Consider the following 20,578-nt stretch of genomic DNA (forward strand, 5'->3'; position numbering starts at 1 on the left):
ATCTAACCACTATACATGTATTCTGGCAGGCTGTTCGGTTTCGGGCAGCCTGTTTTTATTCCTTTATTTTCTACCAAAATCTGCCGGATTCTCACCCCAGTAATCCGTTTCCCATTTCAGAACTTTATTGGGGTAGGTATTACTTTGCAGCCATTTCTCGGCCCGGTCAAGCAGGTCAAAAACTTCTTCATTGCCGCCGGCTTCTTCCAGTTTAGTATTGGCTTTTTTATTGCGCACCCAACTGATGGCCGTTCGCGAATCAGAGTAAATGGGTAATGGCGAATTCATTTTTTTCAGGTACGCCAGCGCATGCACAATCGCCAGAAATTCGCCAATATTATTGGTTGCCTTCGGAAACGGGCCTTTATGAAAAATTCTTTCTTTTGTTTTCAGATAAAACCCCTGATACTCCATGTCTTTTTTTACCGAATTCCAGGCGGCATCAACTACGATAGACTCAAGAATAGGCGGAGGAAAAGCCGATGCTGGTATCTTGGTCTGCTTCTGGCCAACACTCTGGGTATATTTCCAATAGTTTTCTTTCAAAGCCTTTTCGGCCTCTGCACGGCTGTCGAAAGATTTATACTTGGCTCCCTGGAACCCCTCTACCTGTTTTTTGCATTCATCCCATGATGCATAAACGCCACTCTTCCGGCCCTCCCAAACGGTATAGTATTTCTGTTTCTTTTCCATGCTGCAAATTGCATTTTTTTAGACATAAAAAAAACCTCTTCCTAAAGGGAAGAGGCTTTATGGCACAAAACAATCGTTATCTTACAAAACTGCTGCAACCTCTTCAAATTCCAGTCCCCACGCATCGGCAACACCCTTGTAAACCACTTTTCCGTTTACAACGTTAAGTCCTTTCTTTAATTCATCATTTTCGGTACATGCTTTTTTCCAGCCTTTATTAGCCAGCTGAATGGCGTATGGTAAGGTTGCGTTTGTTAAAGCCAAAGTTGACGTATATGGCACCGCACCCGGCATATTGGCCACACAGTAATGTACAACATCATCAATAATGAACGTCGGGTTCTCATGCGTGGTAGGCGTACAGGTTTCTATACAACCGCCCTGGTCAACGGCTACGTCAACCACAACAGTACCTGCACGCATGGTTTTAAGCATATCTCTGGTAATGAGATGAGGCGCTTTAGCACCCGGTATCAAAACTGCTCCAACTATTAAATCTGCTTCGCGGATAGCCTCACGGATATTGTATTCGTTAGACATAATGGTTACCACGTTCTGCGGCATTATGTCTGACAGATATCTTAAACGCGGCAGGCTCACATCCATTATCACTACTCTTGCGCCAAGGCCTGCGGCCATTTTGGCTGCCTGTGTACCAACTATACCACCACCTAAAACCAAAACTTTGGCCGGTGGAACACCCGGTACACCCCCTAACAATATTCCTTTACCTTTTAATGGTTTCTCCAGATATTTGGCTCCTTCCTGAATAGCCATACGGCCCGCAACTTCAGACATCGGCACCAACAAAGGCAGGCTTCTGTCTGCTTTTTCTACTGTTTCATAAGCCAGACACACCGCCTGTTGTTTAATCATGGCATGAGTCAGTTCTTCTGAAGACGCAAAATGGAAATAAGTAAATAGCAGCTGATCTTTTTTGATAAGGTTATACTCTGAAGCAATAGGTTCTTTCACCTTCACAATCATTTCGGCAATGCCATACACCTCTTCAATAGTTGGAAGCAATGTGGCACCGGCTTTGGTGTATTCTTCGTCAGTAAAACCGCTGCCTTCGCCTGCCGACGACTGCACATATACTGTGTGTCCGTGTTTTTTAAATTCTGCTACTCCTGCTGGTGTAAGTGCAACTCTGTTCTCGTTGTTTTTAATTTCCTTTGGTACCCCGATTATCATTCTCTATGAAAAGTTTGTTGATGAAGTGTTCAATAAAGTTACGAGGTAAGTACCTGTAGCATTATTGATTGTTTTTTCTTTCTTGATGAAGTGTAATTGCACAACAAAGTTAGCAAACGAAGAAAATATTTTTTCTAATTAACAAAAAATAAGAAATAAATTCTTTAATTAACTACATTTACATGAATTTATTCTTTTACCGATAAGGAATTTCATAAGCTGAAAGAAAAATTTTCGGCAGCTTGTTTTTAAACCGGAAAAAAGAAATTGAAACAAACGCAATATAAACACCATGATAGACGAAACCGACAGAAAGATATTGAGGCTATTGCAAGGGAACGCCCACCTTACTTTTAAAGAGATAGCCCGACAGATAAACCTATCGCTTACGCCCGTGCATGACCGCATTAAGCGTATGGAACAGGAAGGCATCATTGAAAAATACGTATCAATACTCAATAAAAAGAAACTGGGCAAGCACCTGACAGTCTATTGCCAGGTAACGCTCATCAAACAAACGCATGACACCTCAGAAGATTTCAATCAGTCAATACTTGACCTGCCCGAAGTAACCAGTTGCGATTTCGTTTCCGGCAGTTTCGATTACCTGCTGAAAATTGTAGTACCAGACATGGAAAGCTATCACCAGTTTCACCAGCAGAAATTATCAGTTCTGCCCAGCGTGTCGTTGATACACAGCTTTTTTGTAATGTCAGAGGTGAAGAGTACTACTGTGCTGCCGATATAATTGTTATAAAAAATTGCAGAGTACTGATAAAAGAAAGCAGGCATATTTGTAGTGAAGTAAACCCTAGTCAGCCCAAGACGTGGCAGTTAAGATTACCTAAAATTGCAAAAAACTTTCTTCATATCCATTTCTTCACGACCTTTGTACCCAACTTGAATTAAAATAAATCGGCTAATGACAACCCATACAAGTGAGGCACTTTTTGCCAGAGCTAAAAATTTTATTCCCGGTGGAGTTAACTCTCCTGTAAGAGCCTTTAAATCGGTAGGTGGTAATCCTGTTTTTGTAAAAAAAGCCAAAGGTGCCTACATCTATGACGAAGACGACAATCAATATATTGAATTAATCAACTCGTGGGGGCCTATGATTCTAGGCCATGCCTATGAGCCTGTAGAAGAAGCCGTGCGCGAAGCCATCAAAAACTCATTTTCGTTTGGTGCGCCCACCCGCCGTGAGGTAGAAATGGCCGAACTGATTATAGACATGGTGCCTTCTATTGAAAAAGTACGCATGGTTAACTCGGGTACTGAAGCTACTATGGCGGCTATCCGTGTGGCAAGAGGATTTACCGGCCGAGATAAAATAATCAAGTTTGAAGGTTGCTACCACGGCCACGGCGACTCTTTTTTGATTGCCGCAGGCAGCGGAGCCGTAACCATGGGTGTACCAGACAGCCCCGGTGTAACCAAAGGTGTAGCTAATGATACCCTTACGGCTCCATTTAATAATCTGGAAGCCGTGCAGCAATTGGTAGATGCCAATAAGAATCAGGTGGCCGCGCTGATACTGGAACCGGTTGTTGGAAACATGGGTTGTGTGTTACCTAAAGAGGGCTTTTTGCAGGGCTTAAGAGACCTGTGTACCCAAGAAGGCATTGTATTGATTTTTGATGAGGTAATGACAGGCTTCCGTTTAGCCAAAGGAGGTGCGCAAGAGCGGTTCAATATCAAACCAGACTTGACTACACTGGGCAAAATAATCGGCGGGGGTATGCCGGTAGGGGCTTACGGTGGCCGCAAGGAAATCATGGACTGTGTATCTCCGCAAGGCCCTGTGTATCAGGCAGGCACTTTGTCGGGCAACCCCATAGCCATGGCTGCTGGTTACACCATGCTTACTTACCTGAACGAACACCCGGAAGTTTACACACAACTGGAAAACACCGGTAGTAAAATTGTTGGGGGTATTAAAGAAATACTGAAAAAACTTGGCTTAAACTACCAGATTAACCACATTGGCTCTATGTACAGCCTGTTTTTTACCGACCAGCCTGTGGTTGATTTTGAGTCGGCCAAGACCTCAGACATCCCTCGTTTCGGCAGGTATTTTCATGCCATGCTTAACAGAGGCATTTATCTGGCGCCGTCTCAGTATGAAGCGCTTTTCTTATCAACAGCCCTTACTGACGCCCATGTGAGCGCTATTCTTGAGGCCAACGAAGCCAGCCTGAAAGAAGTTATGGCTTAATTGGCTGCGATAAAAATAATTATGCTTGGTTTTTCGTTCTGAAAGCATACAATTTTTATTATCTTTGCACCCATGTTTTTGAAAAGACCATATACCGCCCTTTTATTTGTCGTAATTGTATTATCTTCAGCGTGCTCGGCCAAGTTTGCCCGGTTACAGAAAAAAGGTACAACCGAAGAAAAATACAAAGCGGCTAACCAATACTACAAAAAGGGAGACTATTATAAAGCCGGTTTACTTTTTGAAGAGATAATACCGTTGTTGAAGGGAGATTCACTGGCGGAACAGGCGCAATTTTTTAATGCTTATTCGCAGTATCAGCAGAAGCAGTATAGTATGAGCTCTTATTTGTTCAAGAGTTTTTACTCAACTTATGCCAATAGCCCGCTTGCAGAAGAAGCTTTTTATATGTACGCCTTTTCGATGTACAAAGATTCGCCGAACTTCAACTTAGACCAGACCAACACCCTTACGGCTATTGATGCCCTTCAAACGTTTATCAATAGTTTTCCGGGCAGTAAATATGCCGAAAGCGCCAATCAGAACCTGATTGACCTCAGACACCGGCTGGAAGAAAAAGCCTATGAGAAGGCAAAACTGTATTATAAAACCAGTGGGGTAACAATTGCCAATTTTAAAGCGGCGGTTGTAGCTATTGATAATTTTCAGAGAGATTTCCCTGACTCTGAGTATAACGAAGAACTGGCCTTTCTGAAAGTGCAGTCTCAGTATGAATTGGCTGTGGTAAGTTTTGAAAACAAACAAAAAGAACGTTTTCTGGATGTACTAAAATTCTATGAAGAGTTTATAGATGCGTATCCTAAAAGCAAGTATATGAAGCAGGCGCAAAAAGCGTATGACGGAGCTAATAAAGAACTGGAGCGCATTGCTAAGATTGAGCAGGAAATAAAAGAACTGAAAGCTAAACAGGCAGCAGAAGCCCAGAAGGCAGAAACTGCAAAAAAAGGATAAGGCATTGCCCGGGGCCTCAAAAGGCATTCTTATCTTATATCATTACACAAAATCAAGCACCCCTCAGAGGCAGGGGTTTTTATATTATGGCAGTAAATCCTTCAATAGTAACCAGAGACGTAGATAAACTTGCTGCAAAAACAGGCAATGTTTATGAGTCTGTATTCATTGTTTCGCAACGTGCGAAACAGGTGGCTGTAAAGACCAAAGAAGAATTGACACAGAAACTGGCGGAGTTTGCTTCGAATATCGATAACCTTGAAGAAATTTTCGAAAACCGTGAGCAAATAGAAATCTCAAGATTCTATGAGCGTCAGCCAAAGCCAACTTCAATAGCGCTTGACGAATTTACTGAAGACAGAGTAGAGTTTCGTGTAAAAGACGAAGAATAATAACTGTGTATTTCAGAAAACAAAAAGGGTGTACTTCTGTTTGAGGCACACCCTTTTATGCTTTGGTTTCTGCTCTGTCAGAAAGGGTAGTCGACAGCGATATTCAGAATAAGGTTCTCCTGCCGCCAGGCTTTCCTTGAAAAATCAATTTCTTTTAAGACCCATCGCTCGCCGTCAGGCAGCCAGGGTTTTCTGAACGGAGTAGCCAGGTCAAACCGCAGTTTTATGTAGCTGAAATCCAGACGAAGGCCTATCCCCCCTCCTACAGCCAGTTGTTTATAAAAATCCTTTGAAAACTCAGAAGAAACATCATATTCCGAAACCATCGGGTCAACCTTCTTCATCCACACGTTGCCAACATCTAAAAAAGCAGCCAGATTAATATAATTGGTAGCCTTGTAACGTAGTTCTGTGTTGCCTTCCATTTTTATATCTCCATAAGACGAATAACCAAAAATAGAAACCGTAACTGAGTCGGCACGATAAAGGCCCGGGCCAATCGAACGTGCCCTGAATGCCCTCATACTATTGCTGCCCCCCACAAAATATTGTTTAATCTGTGGCAGTTGTTTTGAGTTTCCGTAAGGAATACCATAACCCAGCACAATTCTGTTGGCAAGGCGCAGGCTCGGCGAAATATCATAGTAATACCTTACTTCTCCATCAAAGCGTGTATATTGTTCGTAAGCTACGCCAAACAATAAGGCAGGTGAGGTAGCGTCTGCTCCTTTTTTTGCAAACAGACTCCCGATATTACCTGCAATATCAATACCGCCCGATAAGTTCAGATAATGCCTGCTGTTTCGCCTCTGGGGTGTATAAGAAACGGTATACTGGCCACCAAGAATGAGGCGGGTATCAAGTACCCTTACGTACCTAAGTAAATCTGCCGGGTTATTACTTTCAAAGATTTTCTCAACAAATAGCTGGCTGATGTTACGTGGCTTAAGAAAATTGACCGAAAACGGCGTTAAGGTATGTATCACTCTCGGGTTTGGCCTCCATTCATAACCCCATGATGCGGTGGCCGAAGTAAGCACATATTGGGTATAAGGGAAAGTCGTACTGTCGTCATTCAGTGCCAACCCTCTTTGCTGCAGCCAGTTATAAGCCAGATTAAGATTGGTTTTTGGCAATGACTGATTCCTTGATGGGTTAACCCTGTAAAAAGGGAGAACAAACCTGGGGAAGGATAAATCGAGTGTTACATTATATTTATTATAGCTATTGATATTATCATTTTTACGGCCACTTAACTGTATATCTGTACCGGCATTTACGCCAATGTTAAGCAGCTCAGCGCCTCTGAACATATTTTTGTTAGACCAGTTCAAACCAAACTGAAACCCAACCAGACCATTAGATTTTGATGAACCGGTTACTTCAGACCGCAAAGCCTTTTTTCGCATGGGTGTCATTTCATAATGCACGTCAATCAGTGCAGAGTCAGACCTGGGTATCAACTCAAAACGGTTCTTTACAAATTTAAAGTTGCGGAGGTTTATTAGTCTTGACAATGAGGCGTCGTGTACAATGCTACTGTATATCATTCCGGAGCGAAAACCAATGGCATCGTTAAAGACCCTGGGTTTATAAGTTCTGCGAACGTCAGATATTTTAACCCCTCCTTTTTGTTGAAAATCAGCATTCAGCGAATCAGTGGCGTCTGTATTGACGTAAATATTGCCAATACGATACTGTTTGATTGACGTTTGGTTAACCGTGGGTTTCAAATCAACATACAGGTTCACCAGATGGTTACTCTGGTTGGTATCAACTTTTATGATGAGGTGGTCTGGTCTGAAAAAATAAAAACCACGGCGTTTCAGTAGTTGGTCAACCCGTTCGCGCTCCATCTTTACTACTTCAAAACGGTATGGGTCTCCTTTTCTCAGGAGGGTTCGCGTCGCGGCCAACTTAAAGTTTTTCTGAAAAACGCTACTGTCCTTTATAATAAAGCGGGTTTCGTTAATAAAGTATCGGGGTTTAAGAAATACCGTGTACACACCTTTGGCTTTTTTCCCTTTTACCACCAGCTCACCACTTGTAGACGACCTGAAGTACCCCTCATTGTTTGCCATACTGGTTATAATAGCCGCACTGGTGGTAACCGACCTTTTGTTGGCCAACACCGGGGCTTCACCAAACCGCTTTCTTACAAAATTTCTAAAACCCTTTGATTTTTTGGGCTCGCCGAATGCATAATAAAACCATACCTTGTATGGAAGCCCGAAAATAGTACCGTTAGGTTTTGGCCGTATCAGTTCTTCAGCCTGATTGCGCACTTCTTTAATCTGAGACCTGTTTACCAGGCTATCGGCCTGAATTTTAATTTCGGCACCGGTGTAAAGGCTTTCGCCTGGTGGTATATGCTTGGTAACCGAACAGCCGGATAAGCTAATTGCCACAAAAATTAGTATATATATTGCTGTTCTTTTCATTTCTTTTTACCCAATAATTCTTTTAATTGATCATAACTTAAGGTTATTAGAAAGCTTACACCGGTTTCCTGAACGTATCCATCCAGAATAAAAAATTCATTTTTACGAAACGCCCTGAACATATATTGCCCGTCTTTAGTAAGCGCATAGTTTAAGGCAATGTTATCGAAAATTTCTGTTGAGCTTTTCTGAATACCTGTGGTGTTCTCAAGCTGGAAATTTCTGCCGACAGATACCGTAAGCCTATCGTTAAGGAAGGCTTTGCTCAGGCCAACGTTCAGGTCTGTTCTGTTACCCACCACCGAACCTGTTTGCCCTGTGAGGATATCGGAGTTAAGGTTGAAATCAAGTTTTACGCCTTTTATGAGGTCTCCGGCCAGTACATTCAGCTGGTCTGTCAGGATTTTACTCACGCTCTGGCGAGCCATCGCCTCGGCGTTGATTCCAGAGAAGAAATCAGAAGATTGTTCGCCTGAAAAACGATTGAGAATCAGCAGCGAGAAAACCTGCTTGTTCATGGCCACAGGGTCATCTCTGAAAGCTGAAAAGACGGCATTGTTTTCAACAAAATTCTTCATGTCGCCGGTTGCTCTCCGGTCATCAAGTACAATATCAAAGCTGATATTAGGGCTTGACAAACTACCCTGCATTTTCAATAACACCTTAACCGGAACCTTACCATAGTTTTTGGCCTCGTCGCTCAATGAGGTAAGCTCTACGTCAATCGGGTAAGCAGCTGTTATATCAATCTGCGCTTTCATCGGGTCGCCGGTCCACAAAAGAGTACTACCTTTTTCTATGGTAAATTGTCTTTTCAACACCTGAAACGTAAGGTCATACTGCCCCGACGAAAGTTCGTACAAACCAAATATATAAAATTCGCCACCGGGGGTTATACCCGTATTTAGCTGGGCATTTCCTTTAATTTTCAGATTATCGCCGTTAACCTCATCTATGATGATATTAAGCTGAGACTTGTCGTCTACCTCAATATTCAGCGCCATTTCAGAGGCAAAATCATAGTTGGAGGCTGCCTTTGACGTATCTGCGGGAAGTTCAGCAACCGGATTTTTCATATTCACAAACTCAATCACACCATCAGTTTCGGTTTCACCAATTGAGTCATCAGGCAGAATAACGGTTATGTCGCTTCCTTCTTTCAGTTTTACCCCGCCTTCAATAGAGGGCTTGGCTCCTACTCCCCGCACATTCAGGTCTGCATCCACAAAACCTTTGCCATAGAAAAAGTCATTATCTTTACGGCTGCCATTCAATACCATAAAATTTTTGGCTTTCACATCCAGATTATAAGCAAAATCAGGGATGTTCTGAATGTTTACATTTCCATTTACCTGTAGTTTTTGCCCCAGGGTATCGGCTATTACCAGATTATTGAACTTAATATTGCTGTTATCGAACACAATTGTCTGGTTATTAAGCAGATACTTAGAACCCAGTTGGGTTAATGCCAGACCCACATTATCAAATTTAAGATTACCTGATATTGACGGCTTAACTGGCTCTCCTTTCACGCTCAGTTTACCACTCAGGTTACCACTGGCGTTTTTTAGCTGCCCAAAACTGAATGCCTGAACCGTTTGCGCACTTAATTTATTGATATCAATATTGAAATCAAGCGAATTCTTTTCATTCAACAGGTAATTACCACTTAGCTGAATGTCATTGTTATTGCTGATAACCGATGCCCTGGCAGAAATCACATCAGCAGATTCATTTCTGGCATTGAGAGTCAGGTTACCTATCGGATTTTGCGAGAAAGTAAAATTTCTGATAATTAAATCGCCCGAAAAAGCAGGCGTTCCGGTCATGAAATCCGCAATTCTAAAATCGCCGTTCATGGTGCCTCCGGCGGTAGTAGAGTCTTGTGTTACAAGAGTAACAAAAGGTTTGATATGAAGGCTGTCTATATTTACTTCAATGGGGGCATTAGGCTCATCGGTGGTGCTGTTTACCAGCAGCCGCTGGCCGTTTTGCTCAAGCAAAAACTTCTTTACCGTTAAGCCCTCGGCGCCGTATTGCACATAACCCAGCGAATCAGACCGCCACTCTTTATAGTCTATCAGTGTACCTGAGTTACTTAAATTTAGTCGATACTGGTTTTCAACAGACTGCAGGCGGGCAGGTATAACAAATCTGTCTTTATTTAATGAGTCTTTCAGAACAACTTGGGCTGTAAGCGTATTATCGGCTATTTCTCCTCCAAGGCTGGTGCGTCTGATAATCATGTCTGAAACATTGATAAGCCCTACGCCCCCGCTGTAGGTAGCTTTATCGGCCACGGCAAATAGTTTCAGGCCTGCGTTACGTACAACTGAAGAATCGTACTCAACCAGAGGCACCGACAACGATACCTGCATGGTTGTATCTTTCCGGCTGTCGAGCGTGGCCGAAAGCCGCAGGGTATCCATTTTGGTTAATGCAGGAACGAAACTCTGCACAAGCGGATGCTGATTCAATTTAGCATCAATCCTCAGGTTATAAGGCTCTGTAACGGGTGTATAGGCCAGATTGGGTATAACAAAATATTTACTTATTTCGGTAAGCAGGATATCCAACAGACGGATATAATCAAACTCACCACTTACATGGGCATTCAGAATCGGCGACTTAACGGCAATATCATGGCCATCAGGCAAATCCTTTATAACAAGGCTGGTGGTATCCAACGGAATCACCTTCCCGCCTGCTTCTACCACTGTTTCGTTGATAAAGATACTCCCAACCGGATTCTTAGGGTCGGTAGAGGCCATGTCTACTTTTATATCCCCTTTTAATTTCAGGTTTTCAGCATACAGGTTTAGCTTGTTCAAATCAATATTCCTGATGTCAACTTCTCCTTTTACTGCCGGATAAGGCTTTGACAAATCAATGGTTGAAATGAGTTTGAAATCAGCATTGGGGTCATCTAATGAAGTCTGAATGTTAGCAATCTGATTGTGAATATCGCCTTTCAGAACAATGTCATTGTACTCATAACCTTTCAGAACCGCACTTCTGGCCGCACCTGAAATGCTGGCGTTCATGGTTTTGGGGTCAATACCTGTGCCCCTGGCGTTTACTTCCAGCGTTAGTTTGCCTACATTCTGTGGCTGTTTAATCAGTTGGCCGGCGTCAAAATCCTGCAAAGTAAGCCGGGCATCATAGGCCTGATTACGGCCTTTTACAAAATTCTGCAGTTTGCCTGTAACAACGGCAACTCCAAAGTCTGAATTAAGGGTAGCATCAACCTGTAGGTCGTCTGCTTTCCCTTTCAGTTTACCTCTCAGGGTCAGTTTCTCCGGTATTTCAATCGATTCTGGCAGTGTGCCGGGGCCAGCCAGTTTAATAACATCCTTTTTAGTTGTGCTTACCTCATTGATGTCCAGATTGAAACCCAGTCTGTTGACATCAGGAAGCCCCGTAATGCTGCCTTTAGCTTTTACCTTGGTAGCGCCAAAGCCACTGATGTCTAACTTTGATATGGCCAGGTTGTTTAGCCTGCCTGTAATTTGTCCGTCGGCTTTTATTACATCGTTCTGGTTATTCTTAAAGGTAGCATTTTTTGCCAACTCAGGCATAAGTATCAGCAAGTCGCGCATGGCAAGCTGGCTTTGTTTAATACTGGCCTTTACACGCACACTACCTAAATTTTTTGAAAGATCGGCAATGTCATCATATCGCATTACCATATCGTCACGAATGACGGTTTGGGGAGTTTTGAGGAAAAAATTCCTCAGCCCAATCTCTTGATTTGTGTAATTAAAATTTGTGGTAAGATTTTGCAACACCAGCCCGCTTCGTTCGGCAAATGTTCCTTTTGAAAGCTGGCCTGCAATTTTATCGGAGCTGTAAATAAAGTTTTTCAGCAGCAAGCCCAGGTCTTTTACGTCAAGGTGGGCATAATCAAGCCCCCTTGTCAGGCGAGTAGAATTATTGTCGTCATACCGAAGACCCACTTTGCTTAGCTGAATATCACCAATAATGGCCTCCCAGCCGGGCGTGCCTCCTGATGCGTTATCTGCTTCCTTAGCTTTGGGTGCCTGCCTGGGTATTTTGGCCATTTCAACAAAGGCGGTAGTATTGGCCAGGGCTATTTTCCTGAACACCACTTTTTGGCTGTTCAGATAGATTTTATCGCCCTGCAGCTGCAAATGCCCCAGATTAACGCCATTTTTAAGGCCATCTTCCTGGCTGTCAAGCAACCATTTAAAATTAGCCAGGTCTACATTACCAACATTTATATCAAGTGTATCGGCAGCGTTGACTTTAGCCGCCGTTTCCGGAGCTGATGTACTGGTTTTCAATGGTTTATAGAGCCTTAAGCTGGCGCTTCCACCGTCTCCTTTCAGCTGGTCGACGTGGTATTGAGACTTGGCGATGTTAAATTCACCAAATTCGGTCGATAAATCTTTTATATCTACATCGGCATCGGTACCTATTACGGCATCTTTGTAGGTAATTTTAACATTTTTGAGTTTTACACGCTTCAGGCTAATATCGAAAGGATTGTTGGAAGAGGTGGTATCAGGCTCTTTCGACATAAATGCATTCAGAATATAATTAAAATTGAAGGTGGTATCAGGCAAAGTACGGTTTACTTTTACCCTTACGTTTTCAAGTTCAATCTGATTCAGCTTTACATCGTTCGACAGCAAGCCAAGCATATCGATGTCGATATACAACCTTTTACCGGCCAAAAGTGTATCTTTTTTTAGGTCTGGCACGTACACTCCCTCTAGCAATACCCAGTCAGGAATACGGAATCTGACCTTTTGAATGGTAACAGGTGTGCCCAGCTTTTTACGAAGAAACGAAGCTGCCTGTATGGTGATGTAATCCTGCCCGGTAGGCGACTGCACAAACAGAAAGACTAATCCCAACAGAACGAAGACTCCAACTATCAACCAGATAAAAATGCGTGAGAGTTTTTTCATTAAATTCTATTCAGGCTACTTAATTTTTAAATGTATATACTTTTGAAGAAATTATCAATGAGTTAATCTGATGTTTTCTATTTTTGTTGCGTTATACATATACAATATAAAAAAGTGTACCAAAGCACCAAAGACATTGATTTTAAAAGATAAAAAAATATTACTGGGGGTAAGCGGCAGCATAGCTGCTTATAAATCGGCATTACTTATACGGCTGCTTGTAAAAGCCGAAGCTGAGGTAAGAGTAATTATGACCGACGCCGCAAAAACCTTTATTACGCCGCTTACTTTAGCCACGTTGTCTAAAAACCCGGTTGTGTCTTCTTTTGTAAAAAATGAAACCGGCGAATGGAACAACCATGTTGAACTGGGTTTGTGGGCCGATGCTTTTATTATTGCACCCGCCACGGCTAATACACTAGCCAAATGCGCCAATGCAATGGCCGACAACCTGCTTGTGGCTACTTATCTATCGGCCAGATGCCCGGTTTTCTTTGCGCCTGCAATGGATCTGGACATGTACCGGCACCCAGGCACCCTTGGTAATCTGGAAAAACTAAAGGCATACGGAAACTATATTATCAATGCCGAACATGGCGAACTGGCCAGCGGCCTGACAGGTGAAGGCCGCCTTGCAGAGCCTGAAAATATTGTGCATGCACTAAGCAGCCATTTTTTGAAGAACCACACCCTTGCTGGTAAAAAAGTACTGATTACCGCCGGACCAACCCAGGAGTCCATAGACCCGGTACGTTTTATCAGCAATCACTCGTCAGGGAAAATGGGCTATGCCATTGCCGAGGCCTTTTGCATGGCCGGGGCAAACGTTACGTTAGTAAGTGGCCCGGTGTCTGTACCTGCACCTGCCGGTGTAAAAACAGAGCAGGTGTTTTCTGCGCGGCAAATGTATGAAACCGTTGAAAAACATTTCTTAAACAACGATGTTGTGATTCTGGCAGCAGCCGTGGCAGACTATACCCCTGTACATGTGGCCGACAAAAAAATAAAAAAGAAAGAGGATGTTTTTAATATTGAGCTAACCAGAACCATAGATATTGCGGCCACATTGGGTGCAAGGAAAAAAATCGGGCAATTGCTGATTGGCTTTGCGTTAGAAACAGATAACGAACTGGAAAACGCCAAAGGCAAGCTGGAGAAAAAGAACTTCGACCTCATTGTGCTGAACTCCCTACAAGATAAAGGCGCTGGTTTTCGTTATGATACCAACAAGATTAAAATTCTTGACAAAGAGGGGAATCTGTATGATTTTGATCTGAAACCGAAACAGGAAGTAGCAGTGGATATACTGAAAATTGTTCTGAACAAATTTACCGGATAACATAACGGTACAACTATGAAAAAAATAGCAATGACCTGCCTGCTGGCCTGCGCTTTTTTAAGCAGCTATGCCCAGGAAATAAACTGTAATGTAACCATTGTATCAGACCAGATTAACGCGCAACAGGCCTCTGAAAAACAGGTATTTACAGACATGAAACTGGCCATCAGCGAGTTTATGAACAATAAACGCTGGACCAATGACCTATTTGCTCAGAACGAACGTATCAAGTGCAATCTCATTATAACCTTTACGAAGTCGCCGCAACAGAATGTATTTCAGGGCAATGCTCTGTTTCAGGTTATCAGGCCGGTATTTAATACCACTTACGAAACCCTGCTGCTTACATACGTAGACCGTAACTTTAATATATCATTCTCGCCGGAAGACCGCCAGATGATTTTTAATGAACAGAATTTCTCTAATAACCTGACTTCTATTCTGGGGTTTTATTCATTAATAGCCCTGACGCTTGATTACGACAGTTTTTCTAAAAACGGCGGAGACCGCTTTCTTACGCGTGCATACAACGTGGCTAATCTGGCTGCCAGTGCAGGGCAAGCCGGCTGGGAGCAAACCGGTGATGTAAGAAACAGATACTGGCTGGTTGAGAATCTGCAGAATCAGCAATTGCTGCCTTTCAGAGAAGGCGTGTACAATTATCACAGATTGGCACTTGACAACCTGACCACTGACCCCGCAGGAAGCCGACGACTGATACTAGATTTTATAAGCACTATTAAAAACCTTCAGCAATCAAGAACCAACTCGGTGCTTATGAATAGCTTTCTGGACGCCAAAAGTGAAGAAATGATAAATGTATTTTCAGAAGCAACAAAAGAAGAAAAACAAAAGGCTTTTCAGGTGTTATCATCAATAGACCCATCAAAAACCGAGCAATACCGCAAGCTTACTAAATAATGCGGCGCTTCAGGCAGCCTGCAAGGTTATAAAGTAAACCGAGCCACCCAGTTTTTCTGTCTGCAAGACGTTGAACGTATATCCATAATTGTTAGATAGTCGCCTGACTGATAAGTAGTTGATATATTATGGCGCTTAATAAATATTCGTGCGTAATCTTCCTTTTCTTTTTGCGCCAGCAACTCGTTTAATTCTGCCAGTACCTCTTCAATAGTATTTAGTGTAGATTTCGAATGATTTTTCATGTCAGAAGAATTAGGCATAGATACTTTCAAAATCTTGAGGCAAAGCGGGCTTGCCAACAAAATCCATGCCATTTTTTAATTATTATTATTTTGTATCCGTTAAATAATTTTTCAATTTAAAGAAACAACCACTTTCAGCAGGATTTTCGTACTGCTATCCTATCCAAAAAATTATCAAGGGGTATCAAATAAAAAATATTATTATCGAACGGCTTAAATATGAAGCAAATATTTAACCTTCAGTTTGAAAATTAACCTAATGACCATACGCAGCAAAAAAACTCAAAACCAATCGTAATCATTTTTGGTATGATTATTTCTATTAAGATGATTGGGACATCGTAATGGTCACTCCAACCCTCCCCTGAATGAGCATCTCTAATAGATTACTTAATTATGAAAGATGCTCAACAATGGGAGGAGTTGGATGTGATTAAATACTTTTTGGGCTTCGATGTTACTCTTTATAGTTGTTTTGCCAATCGAGCAAAGTATCCGGAAATGACTATAGAAAGCCTTTTAATCTGGAAGAAATTACATGATGACTTAATAAAATCAACGTAATAAAAATATTCACTCAATAGCAATTGTCAGTAAACGTGGAGCAAACTTTAGCTCCACTTTTCTTTTTTTACAGATACCCCTAACTATTGGTTAGCTAAAGGTATTTTTTACTTTTTGAGATTACGCAAAAGCAGCAGTTTAACGCCGAGCAATTATTTCAATAGCAATTGTACTATCAACTCTTCATTTTCTTTAACCCAACGCTTTATCTGCTGCGTTTTGTTGAGTCAAATTTCAGGATTTAGATTAATAACTGACCCGCCTTTTCGATGAAATGCATAAAATGGAGTTTTTTTGGCGGTATTCATGGTAAGTGGCTCTTACATAAGGCCCAAAGCAGCCCGGTCAGTCACTCACAGACTTGTAAATCAATCATTTATACAAACAAAAAAGCAGATTAGGCGCGCCTAATCTGCTTTTTTATACCAGGTTTAAGAGAAACTATTTAACGTCAAGCACTACATATTTTACGTTTTTACGGTCGTTGGTGTAAGTAATATGAACCAGACCATCGCTCGATTGTATGATGGCCGGATAGCTGAACTCGCCTTTAGGTTCGTCTTCTAATATACAAATGTCTTTCCAGTTAACTCCGTCTCTTGAAGCTGCAACACTTAGTTTCTGACGCCCGTTCGACCACTCTCTTCCCTTTTTCAAAGGATTGTAAACAATTAGTTGCAATCCGTTTTTTAGCGTTACTGCATCTGTACCCGAGTTCGGGTTTGGCAGGCTTGTTACCTTCAATGGCCCCCAGGTTTTACCGTTATCGTTTGACCACGTCTCTACCACATAATTCTGCTTACTACGGCAAAGCAATTGCATTCGTCCATCGGCATACTGCAGAATACTTGGCTGAATTACGCCGAAGGTATCGTTCTCGATTTCTATTTTCTGCCAGTTTCTGCCATTTTTATCAGATTTTTCAAGGTGGATATGCCATTTATTGCCCTTTACGCTTTCAGTACTGGTAGGATACAGAATATCACCGTTAGCCAGTTGAACCGGTTTGTTTTTTATTGGCCCCAGCATTCCTTCCGGCAGTTTTTCTGCTGCAGACCACGTTGCACCATTATCAGCTGATGTTTTCACCTCGCCCCACCACTCTCTCGGGTTCTTGCCTACTTTGTAGAACAGAAAAAGTTTCCCTTCTTTGGTTTTAAACAATACGGGGTTCCAGGTTGGGTATCTGAGTTTATCATTGATTACGCCGTCAGCAACTTTTTCAGGCTTAGACCATTTGCTGCCGTCATATCTGGCTATCCATATACATACATCAGGATTCGACTCCCTTGTACCGCCAAACCAGGTAGCCATCATCTGGCCTTTTGATAGCTCAACTATGCTTGACGCATGGCATTCGGCAAAAGGTGGATTCTCAAAAATATTCTCTTTTTTTAAGATAGGGCTTTGCGAAAAACTATTTTTAAACGTTAATAAACAAATAAGAATAAACAGGTGTTGAAGTTTCATAGGATGCAATAGTTTTGAATGTACTTTTTTTTATTTGTTCAGATTAATGACATAGGCAGCATAAACGAAAATGCTGGTTAAATATCATAGATAAATACGAAATTACCACTATTTAATACTATTGGTCTTTAAAAAACTTATATCCGGTTGTTTTTTAACCAGCATTACTATCAATTTATACATCAAATTTCAGCTTATGGCAGTTATAGGTCAGTTTCTGAGCAGCATTCCCTGGTGGGCTTATCCTTTGGTTTTTTTAGCATTACTTGCCATCAGAGATATTTCACAAAAAAAGCATACAATCCAGCATAATTTTCCGGTAGTGGGGCATCTCCGCTATTTTATTGAGAGCATCGGGCCTGAGCTCCGCCAGTACATTGTAGCCAACAACCGAGAAGAACTGCCGTTTAACCGCAGGCAACGTTCCTGGATTTACGCTTCTTCAAAAAAAGAGAATAATTTTCAGGGTTTTGGCACCGACCAGGATATTTACAGCTCTGGCTACACGTTTATTAAACCAGCCTTATTGCCTTACAAGCTGCCATCCGGGCATCCGAATATCGCTAATCCTTATATTTGCCCGTCGGCCAAAGTAATAGGCGAATATCACAATCGACGGCAGCCATATCTGCCCAAATCAATTATCAACATTTCGGGTATGAGCTTCGGCTCGTTGTCTGCACCAGCCATTGAATCACTCAACATAGGCGCCGATAAATTCGGGTGTTATCATAATACAGGTGAGGGCGGGGTATCTGCCTACCACAAAAAAGGTGCCGATGTGGTGGTAAATATAGGTACCGCCTATTTTGGTGTGCGCGACGACAACGGCAACTTTGTAATGGAAAAACTGATTAAACTTTGCCAGGACAACCCTTGTATAAAAATGATTGAGCTGAAGCTATCGCAGGGAGCCAAACCCGGTAAAGGAGGTGTGCTGCCAGCTACCAAGCTGACTCAGGAATTAGCAGAAATCAGACACGTGCCTTTAGGCAAAGATGTCATTTCTCCTGCCAGCCACAGCGCTTTTTCTAACATACCGGAAATGGTTGATTTCATAGAAAAAATGGCCGAAGCCACAGGCTTGCCCGTTGGTATAAAATCGGCAGTTGGTAAGCTTGAAATGTGGGAAGAACTGGCCGACCTGATGAAGAAAACAGGAAAAGGCCCTGATTTTATTAATATTGACGGTGGCGAAGGCGGCACGGGTGCTGCACCGCCCAGCTTTGCCGACCACGTCTCGTTACCTTTTGTTTATGGGTTCTCGTCGGTTTATAAAATATTTCAGAAAAGAGACCTGAACGATAAAATCACGTTTATCGGAGCCGGTAAACTGGGGTTGCCAGACAAAGCCGTTATGGCATTTGCGATGGGGGTTGATGTGATTAACGTAGCACGCGAAGCCATGATGTCTATTGGCTGCATACAGGCGCAGGTTTGCCACAATAATACCTGCCCTACTGGTGTAGCCACACAAAACAAATGGCTGCAGTCTGGCATTGACCCTGCGCTGAAAAGCGAACGCCTCTATAATTACATGAAAACCATGACGAAGGAAATACTGGAACTAAGCCATGCCTGTGGCTATGAACACCCCTGCCAGTTTATGATGGACGACGTAGATGTGGCAATGGGAGATACCAACAAAACGCAATCGTTGCGTAGCACTTACCAGTATCAGAAAACACCTGTAAAGTTTGAAGGTTTCCAGAAACTGCTTGACAGCCCGTATCTGGGCGGAAAAAACGCACATTGACAGGCATAGTAAATCCCTCCGGCTGCAAAACCTGAGGGATTACCACCTATATTGCCAGCAAACCTGGCAACACAACTCAAGACCTTTTGGCGCCTATTGAATCATAGACGATTACCTTCTCCCATAGATGAGCGTAGTTCTCAACAAATTTCAGATGAACAGGGTGTTTCTGGTAGATTTCCTCTTCTTCCAGGCTATCAAAAAACAATAGCCATGATACCGCGTAGCCGCGCTCTATTACACTTCTGTTGGTACTGGCCGGCACACCAATATGCACCATTTTGATTTCCTTTATTTTGGTTAGTCCTTCAAGGCCCTCTATCAGTTTGGCTTTATCGGCCTCATTGCCCGGGTTTTTCAACCAGAAGTACACATGATGCACAAATAGCTCTTTGGCTGCTTTTGTTTCAGTGCCTGCAAAAGCAGACGAGGTAACAACCGATGCCAAAGCCGTGTTTTTCAGGAATTTCCTGCGTGTTGTGGTGTTCATTCTTATGCTGTTTTAATCTTGAATAATTTCAATCTTTATGTGGCTCATAAAAACAGTTTCTCATAAAGCTCAGGCATTGCATCAATGGGCTTTATGCGTATGTCTCGGTAAAATACCTCTGCTGCTTCGCTTTGTAATTGTAATTTTCCTTTGGTCATAGGCACCTCCTTACCGTCTGGCTGTATATAGCGGCTGTTTTGTAATACCATTACCACGTGTCCGTTTACAATGTGCAGACTTTTGCCTTCAAAACAGATAAGCTCCAGGGTTGTCCATTCACCAGCCGGACTCTCGTAGTCAGCCGACCGCATACAATAATAATCGCCCTGACTTTTAAAAGGTCTGAACGGCCTTCTGGCATCAGCCACGCAATTCATTATTCCTTCAGATTGCCAGGCACGGATATCAATGGCAGAATTTGCCTGACACCAGAAGTCGCCCATGTGTCCTTCCATAATCTGAAACTCCTGAGAGAGCATCCATGAACGAAAATATTCTGCCCCGGCCTCACCAGTTGAATGATAAAGTATACCAGAATCTTTCAGCTTTTCAAGCCTGGGTACATATTTGCGTTTGCCCCATTTTACCTGTAGTTTCAGATGATAGTTTTCATACTCCTGGCGTGTAAACAAGCATCCATATATTTCTCCGCTTACTTTCAGCACCGGGCCACCAGGTTCATTCAGAACCGTAAAAACCCCATACTTATCATTATTATAGCCAATAGGCTTAATATCCGTTCCAAGAGAATCCTTCGGTATTTTTCCATTATAATTATTAGTATGCCTATAGCTCAGGTAGTTTTCCCACCGGCTTAAATCCTTGTCGAGAAGAACAGTCCATTCATCTGCTTTCTGTAATGAAGACAAGCCCGAAACAAGCAAAAATAAAAACATAAGCAGATAAAGGTGTTTCATAGCCGTATAAATGTAAAGATAGGATGATGTATGCA

At 42.4% G+C, this 20,578-nt stretch carries 14 protein-coding genes and 2 pseudogenes; 8 read left to right on the forward strand and 8 right to left on the reverse strand.

Going from position 1 to position 20,578, the window contains the following annotated elements:
• Positions 1-366: 366 nt before the first annotated feature.
• Positions 367-507: pseudogene (locus C0V77_RS23605) on the forward strand (hypothetical protein); the annotation flags it as partial.
• 54 nt (positions 508-561) lie between these two features.
• Here the strand turns inward: C0V77_RS23605 and C0V77_RS23610 are convergent.
• A pseudogene (locus C0V77_RS23610) lies at positions 562-693 on the reverse strand (viroplasmin family protein); the annotation flags it as partial.
• 81 nt (positions 694-774) lie between these two features.
• Complete coding sequence (gene ald / locus C0V77_RS15975) at positions 775-1,887, reverse strand: alanine dehydrogenase (RefSeq protein ID WP_101727348.1); 1,113 nt, start codon at positions 1,885-1,887, stop codon at positions 775-777.
• A gap of 292 nt (positions 1,888-2,179) precedes the next feature.
• Here ald and C0V77_RS15980 point away from each other — a divergent pair, with 292 nt between their 5' ends.
• The 4 genes from C0V77_RS15980 (at position 2,180) to C0V77_RS15995 (ending at position 5,466) form a co-directional block, all read left to right on the forward strand.
• Positions 2,180-2,635, forward strand: a complete 456-nt coding sequence (locus C0V77_RS15980; protein ID WP_101727349.1) for an Lrp/AsnC family transcriptional regulator — start codon at positions 2,180-2,182, stop codon at positions 2,633-2,635.
• A gap of 174 nt (positions 2,636-2,809) precedes the next feature.
• Entirely contained in the window at positions 2,810-4,102 is a 1,293-nt protein-coding gene (hemL, locus tag C0V77_RS15985) for a glutamate-1-semialdehyde 2,1-aminomutase (RefSeq protein ID WP_101727350.1), read from the forward strand.
• Positions 4,103-4,174: 72 nt separating this feature from the next.
• Positions 4,175-5,074 (forward strand): outer membrane protein assembly factor BamD, encoded by a 900-nt coding sequence (locus C0V77_RS15990; RefSeq protein ID WP_101727351.1) that lies wholly within the window; start codon positions 4,175-4,177, stop codon positions 5,072-5,074.
• 86 nt (positions 5,075-5,160) lie between these two features.
• Positions 5,161-5,466: a DNA-directed RNA polymerase subunit omega gene (locus C0V77_RS15995; protein ID WP_101727352.1), complete on the forward strand. Its 306-nt coding sequence runs from the start codon at positions 5,161-5,163 to the stop codon at positions 5,464-5,466.
• Positions 5,467-5,543: 77 nt separating this feature from the next.
• On the opposite strand, the gene C0V77_RS16000 is transcribed toward C0V77_RS15995, so the two are convergent.
• A complete protein-coding gene (locus tag C0V77_RS16000; protein ID WP_101727353.1) occupies positions 5,544-7,907 on the reverse strand; it encodes a BamA/TamA family outer membrane protein in 2,364 nt (787 codons plus the stop codon).
• A complete protein-coding gene (locus C0V77_RS16005) occupies positions 7,904-12,841 on the reverse strand; it encodes a translocation/assembly module TamB domain-containing protein (protein WP_101727354.1) in 4,938 nt (1,645 codons plus the stop codon). The genes C0V77_RS16000 and C0V77_RS16005 overlap by 4 nt, the downstream gene beginning before the upstream one ends.
• A 136-nt stretch (positions 12,842-12,977) precedes the next feature.
• Between C0V77_RS16005 and coaBC the strand changes: the two genes are divergently transcribed.
• Positions 12,978-14,180 (forward strand): bifunctional phosphopantothenoylcysteine decarboxylase/phosphopantothenate--cysteine ligase CoaBC, encoded by a 1,203-nt coding sequence (gene coaBC, locus C0V77_RS16010; protein ID WP_101727496.1) that lies wholly within the window; start codon positions 12,978-12,980, stop codon positions 14,178-14,180.
• A 15-nt stretch (positions 14,181-14,195) separates the two neighbouring features.
• Complete coding sequence (locus C0V77_RS16015; protein ID WP_229236299.1) at positions 14,196-15,101, forward strand: DUF4835 family protein; 906 nt, start codon at positions 14,196-14,198, stop codon at positions 15,099-15,101.
• Positions 15,102-15,127: 26 nt separating this feature from the next.
• Here C0V77_RS16015 and C0V77_RS16020 read toward each other — a convergent pair whose 3' ends face one another.
• Positions 15,128-15,418, reverse strand: coding sequence for a hypothetical protein (locus C0V77_RS16020; RefSeq protein ID WP_101727355.1), 291 nt, complete (start codon positions 15,416-15,418; stop codon positions 15,128-15,130).
• A gap of 933 nt (positions 15,419-16,351) precedes the next feature.
• A complete protein-coding gene (locus tag C0V77_RS16025; RefSeq protein WP_101727356.1) occupies positions 16,352-17,380 on the reverse strand; it encodes an exo-alpha-sialidase in 1,029 nt (342 codons plus the stop codon).
• Positions 17,381-17,576: 196 nt separating this feature from the next.
• On the opposite strand from C0V77_RS16025, the gene C0V77_RS16030 reads away from it, so the two are divergent.
• The gene (locus C0V77_RS16030; RefSeq protein ID WP_101727357.1) at positions 17,577-19,136 is read left to right on the forward strand and encodes an FMN-binding glutamate synthase family protein; all 1,560 of its coding nucleotides are present in this window, start codon (positions 17,577-17,579) and stop codon (positions 19,134-19,136) included.
• 76 nt (positions 19,137-19,212) lie between these two features.
• Here the strand turns inward: C0V77_RS16030 and C0V77_RS16035 are convergent, their stop codons facing one another.
• Positions 19,213-19,626: a Dabb family protein gene (locus C0V77_RS16035; protein WP_101727358.1), complete on the reverse strand. Its 414-nt coding sequence runs from the start codon at positions 19,624-19,626 to the stop codon at positions 19,213-19,215.
• 44 nt (positions 19,627-19,670) lie between these two features.
• Positions 19,671-20,543: a DUF1080 domain-containing protein gene (locus tag C0V77_RS16040; RefSeq protein ID WP_101727359.1), complete on the reverse strand. Its 873-nt coding sequence runs from the start codon at positions 20,541-20,543 to the stop codon at positions 19,671-19,673.
• Positions 20,544-20,578 lie beyond the last annotated feature (35 nt).

Source organism: Emticicia sp. TH156 (assembly GCF_002855535.1).
GTDB classification, from domain to species: Bacteria; Bacteroidota; Bacteroidia; order Cytophagales; family Spirosomataceae; genus Emticicia; species Emticicia fluvialis.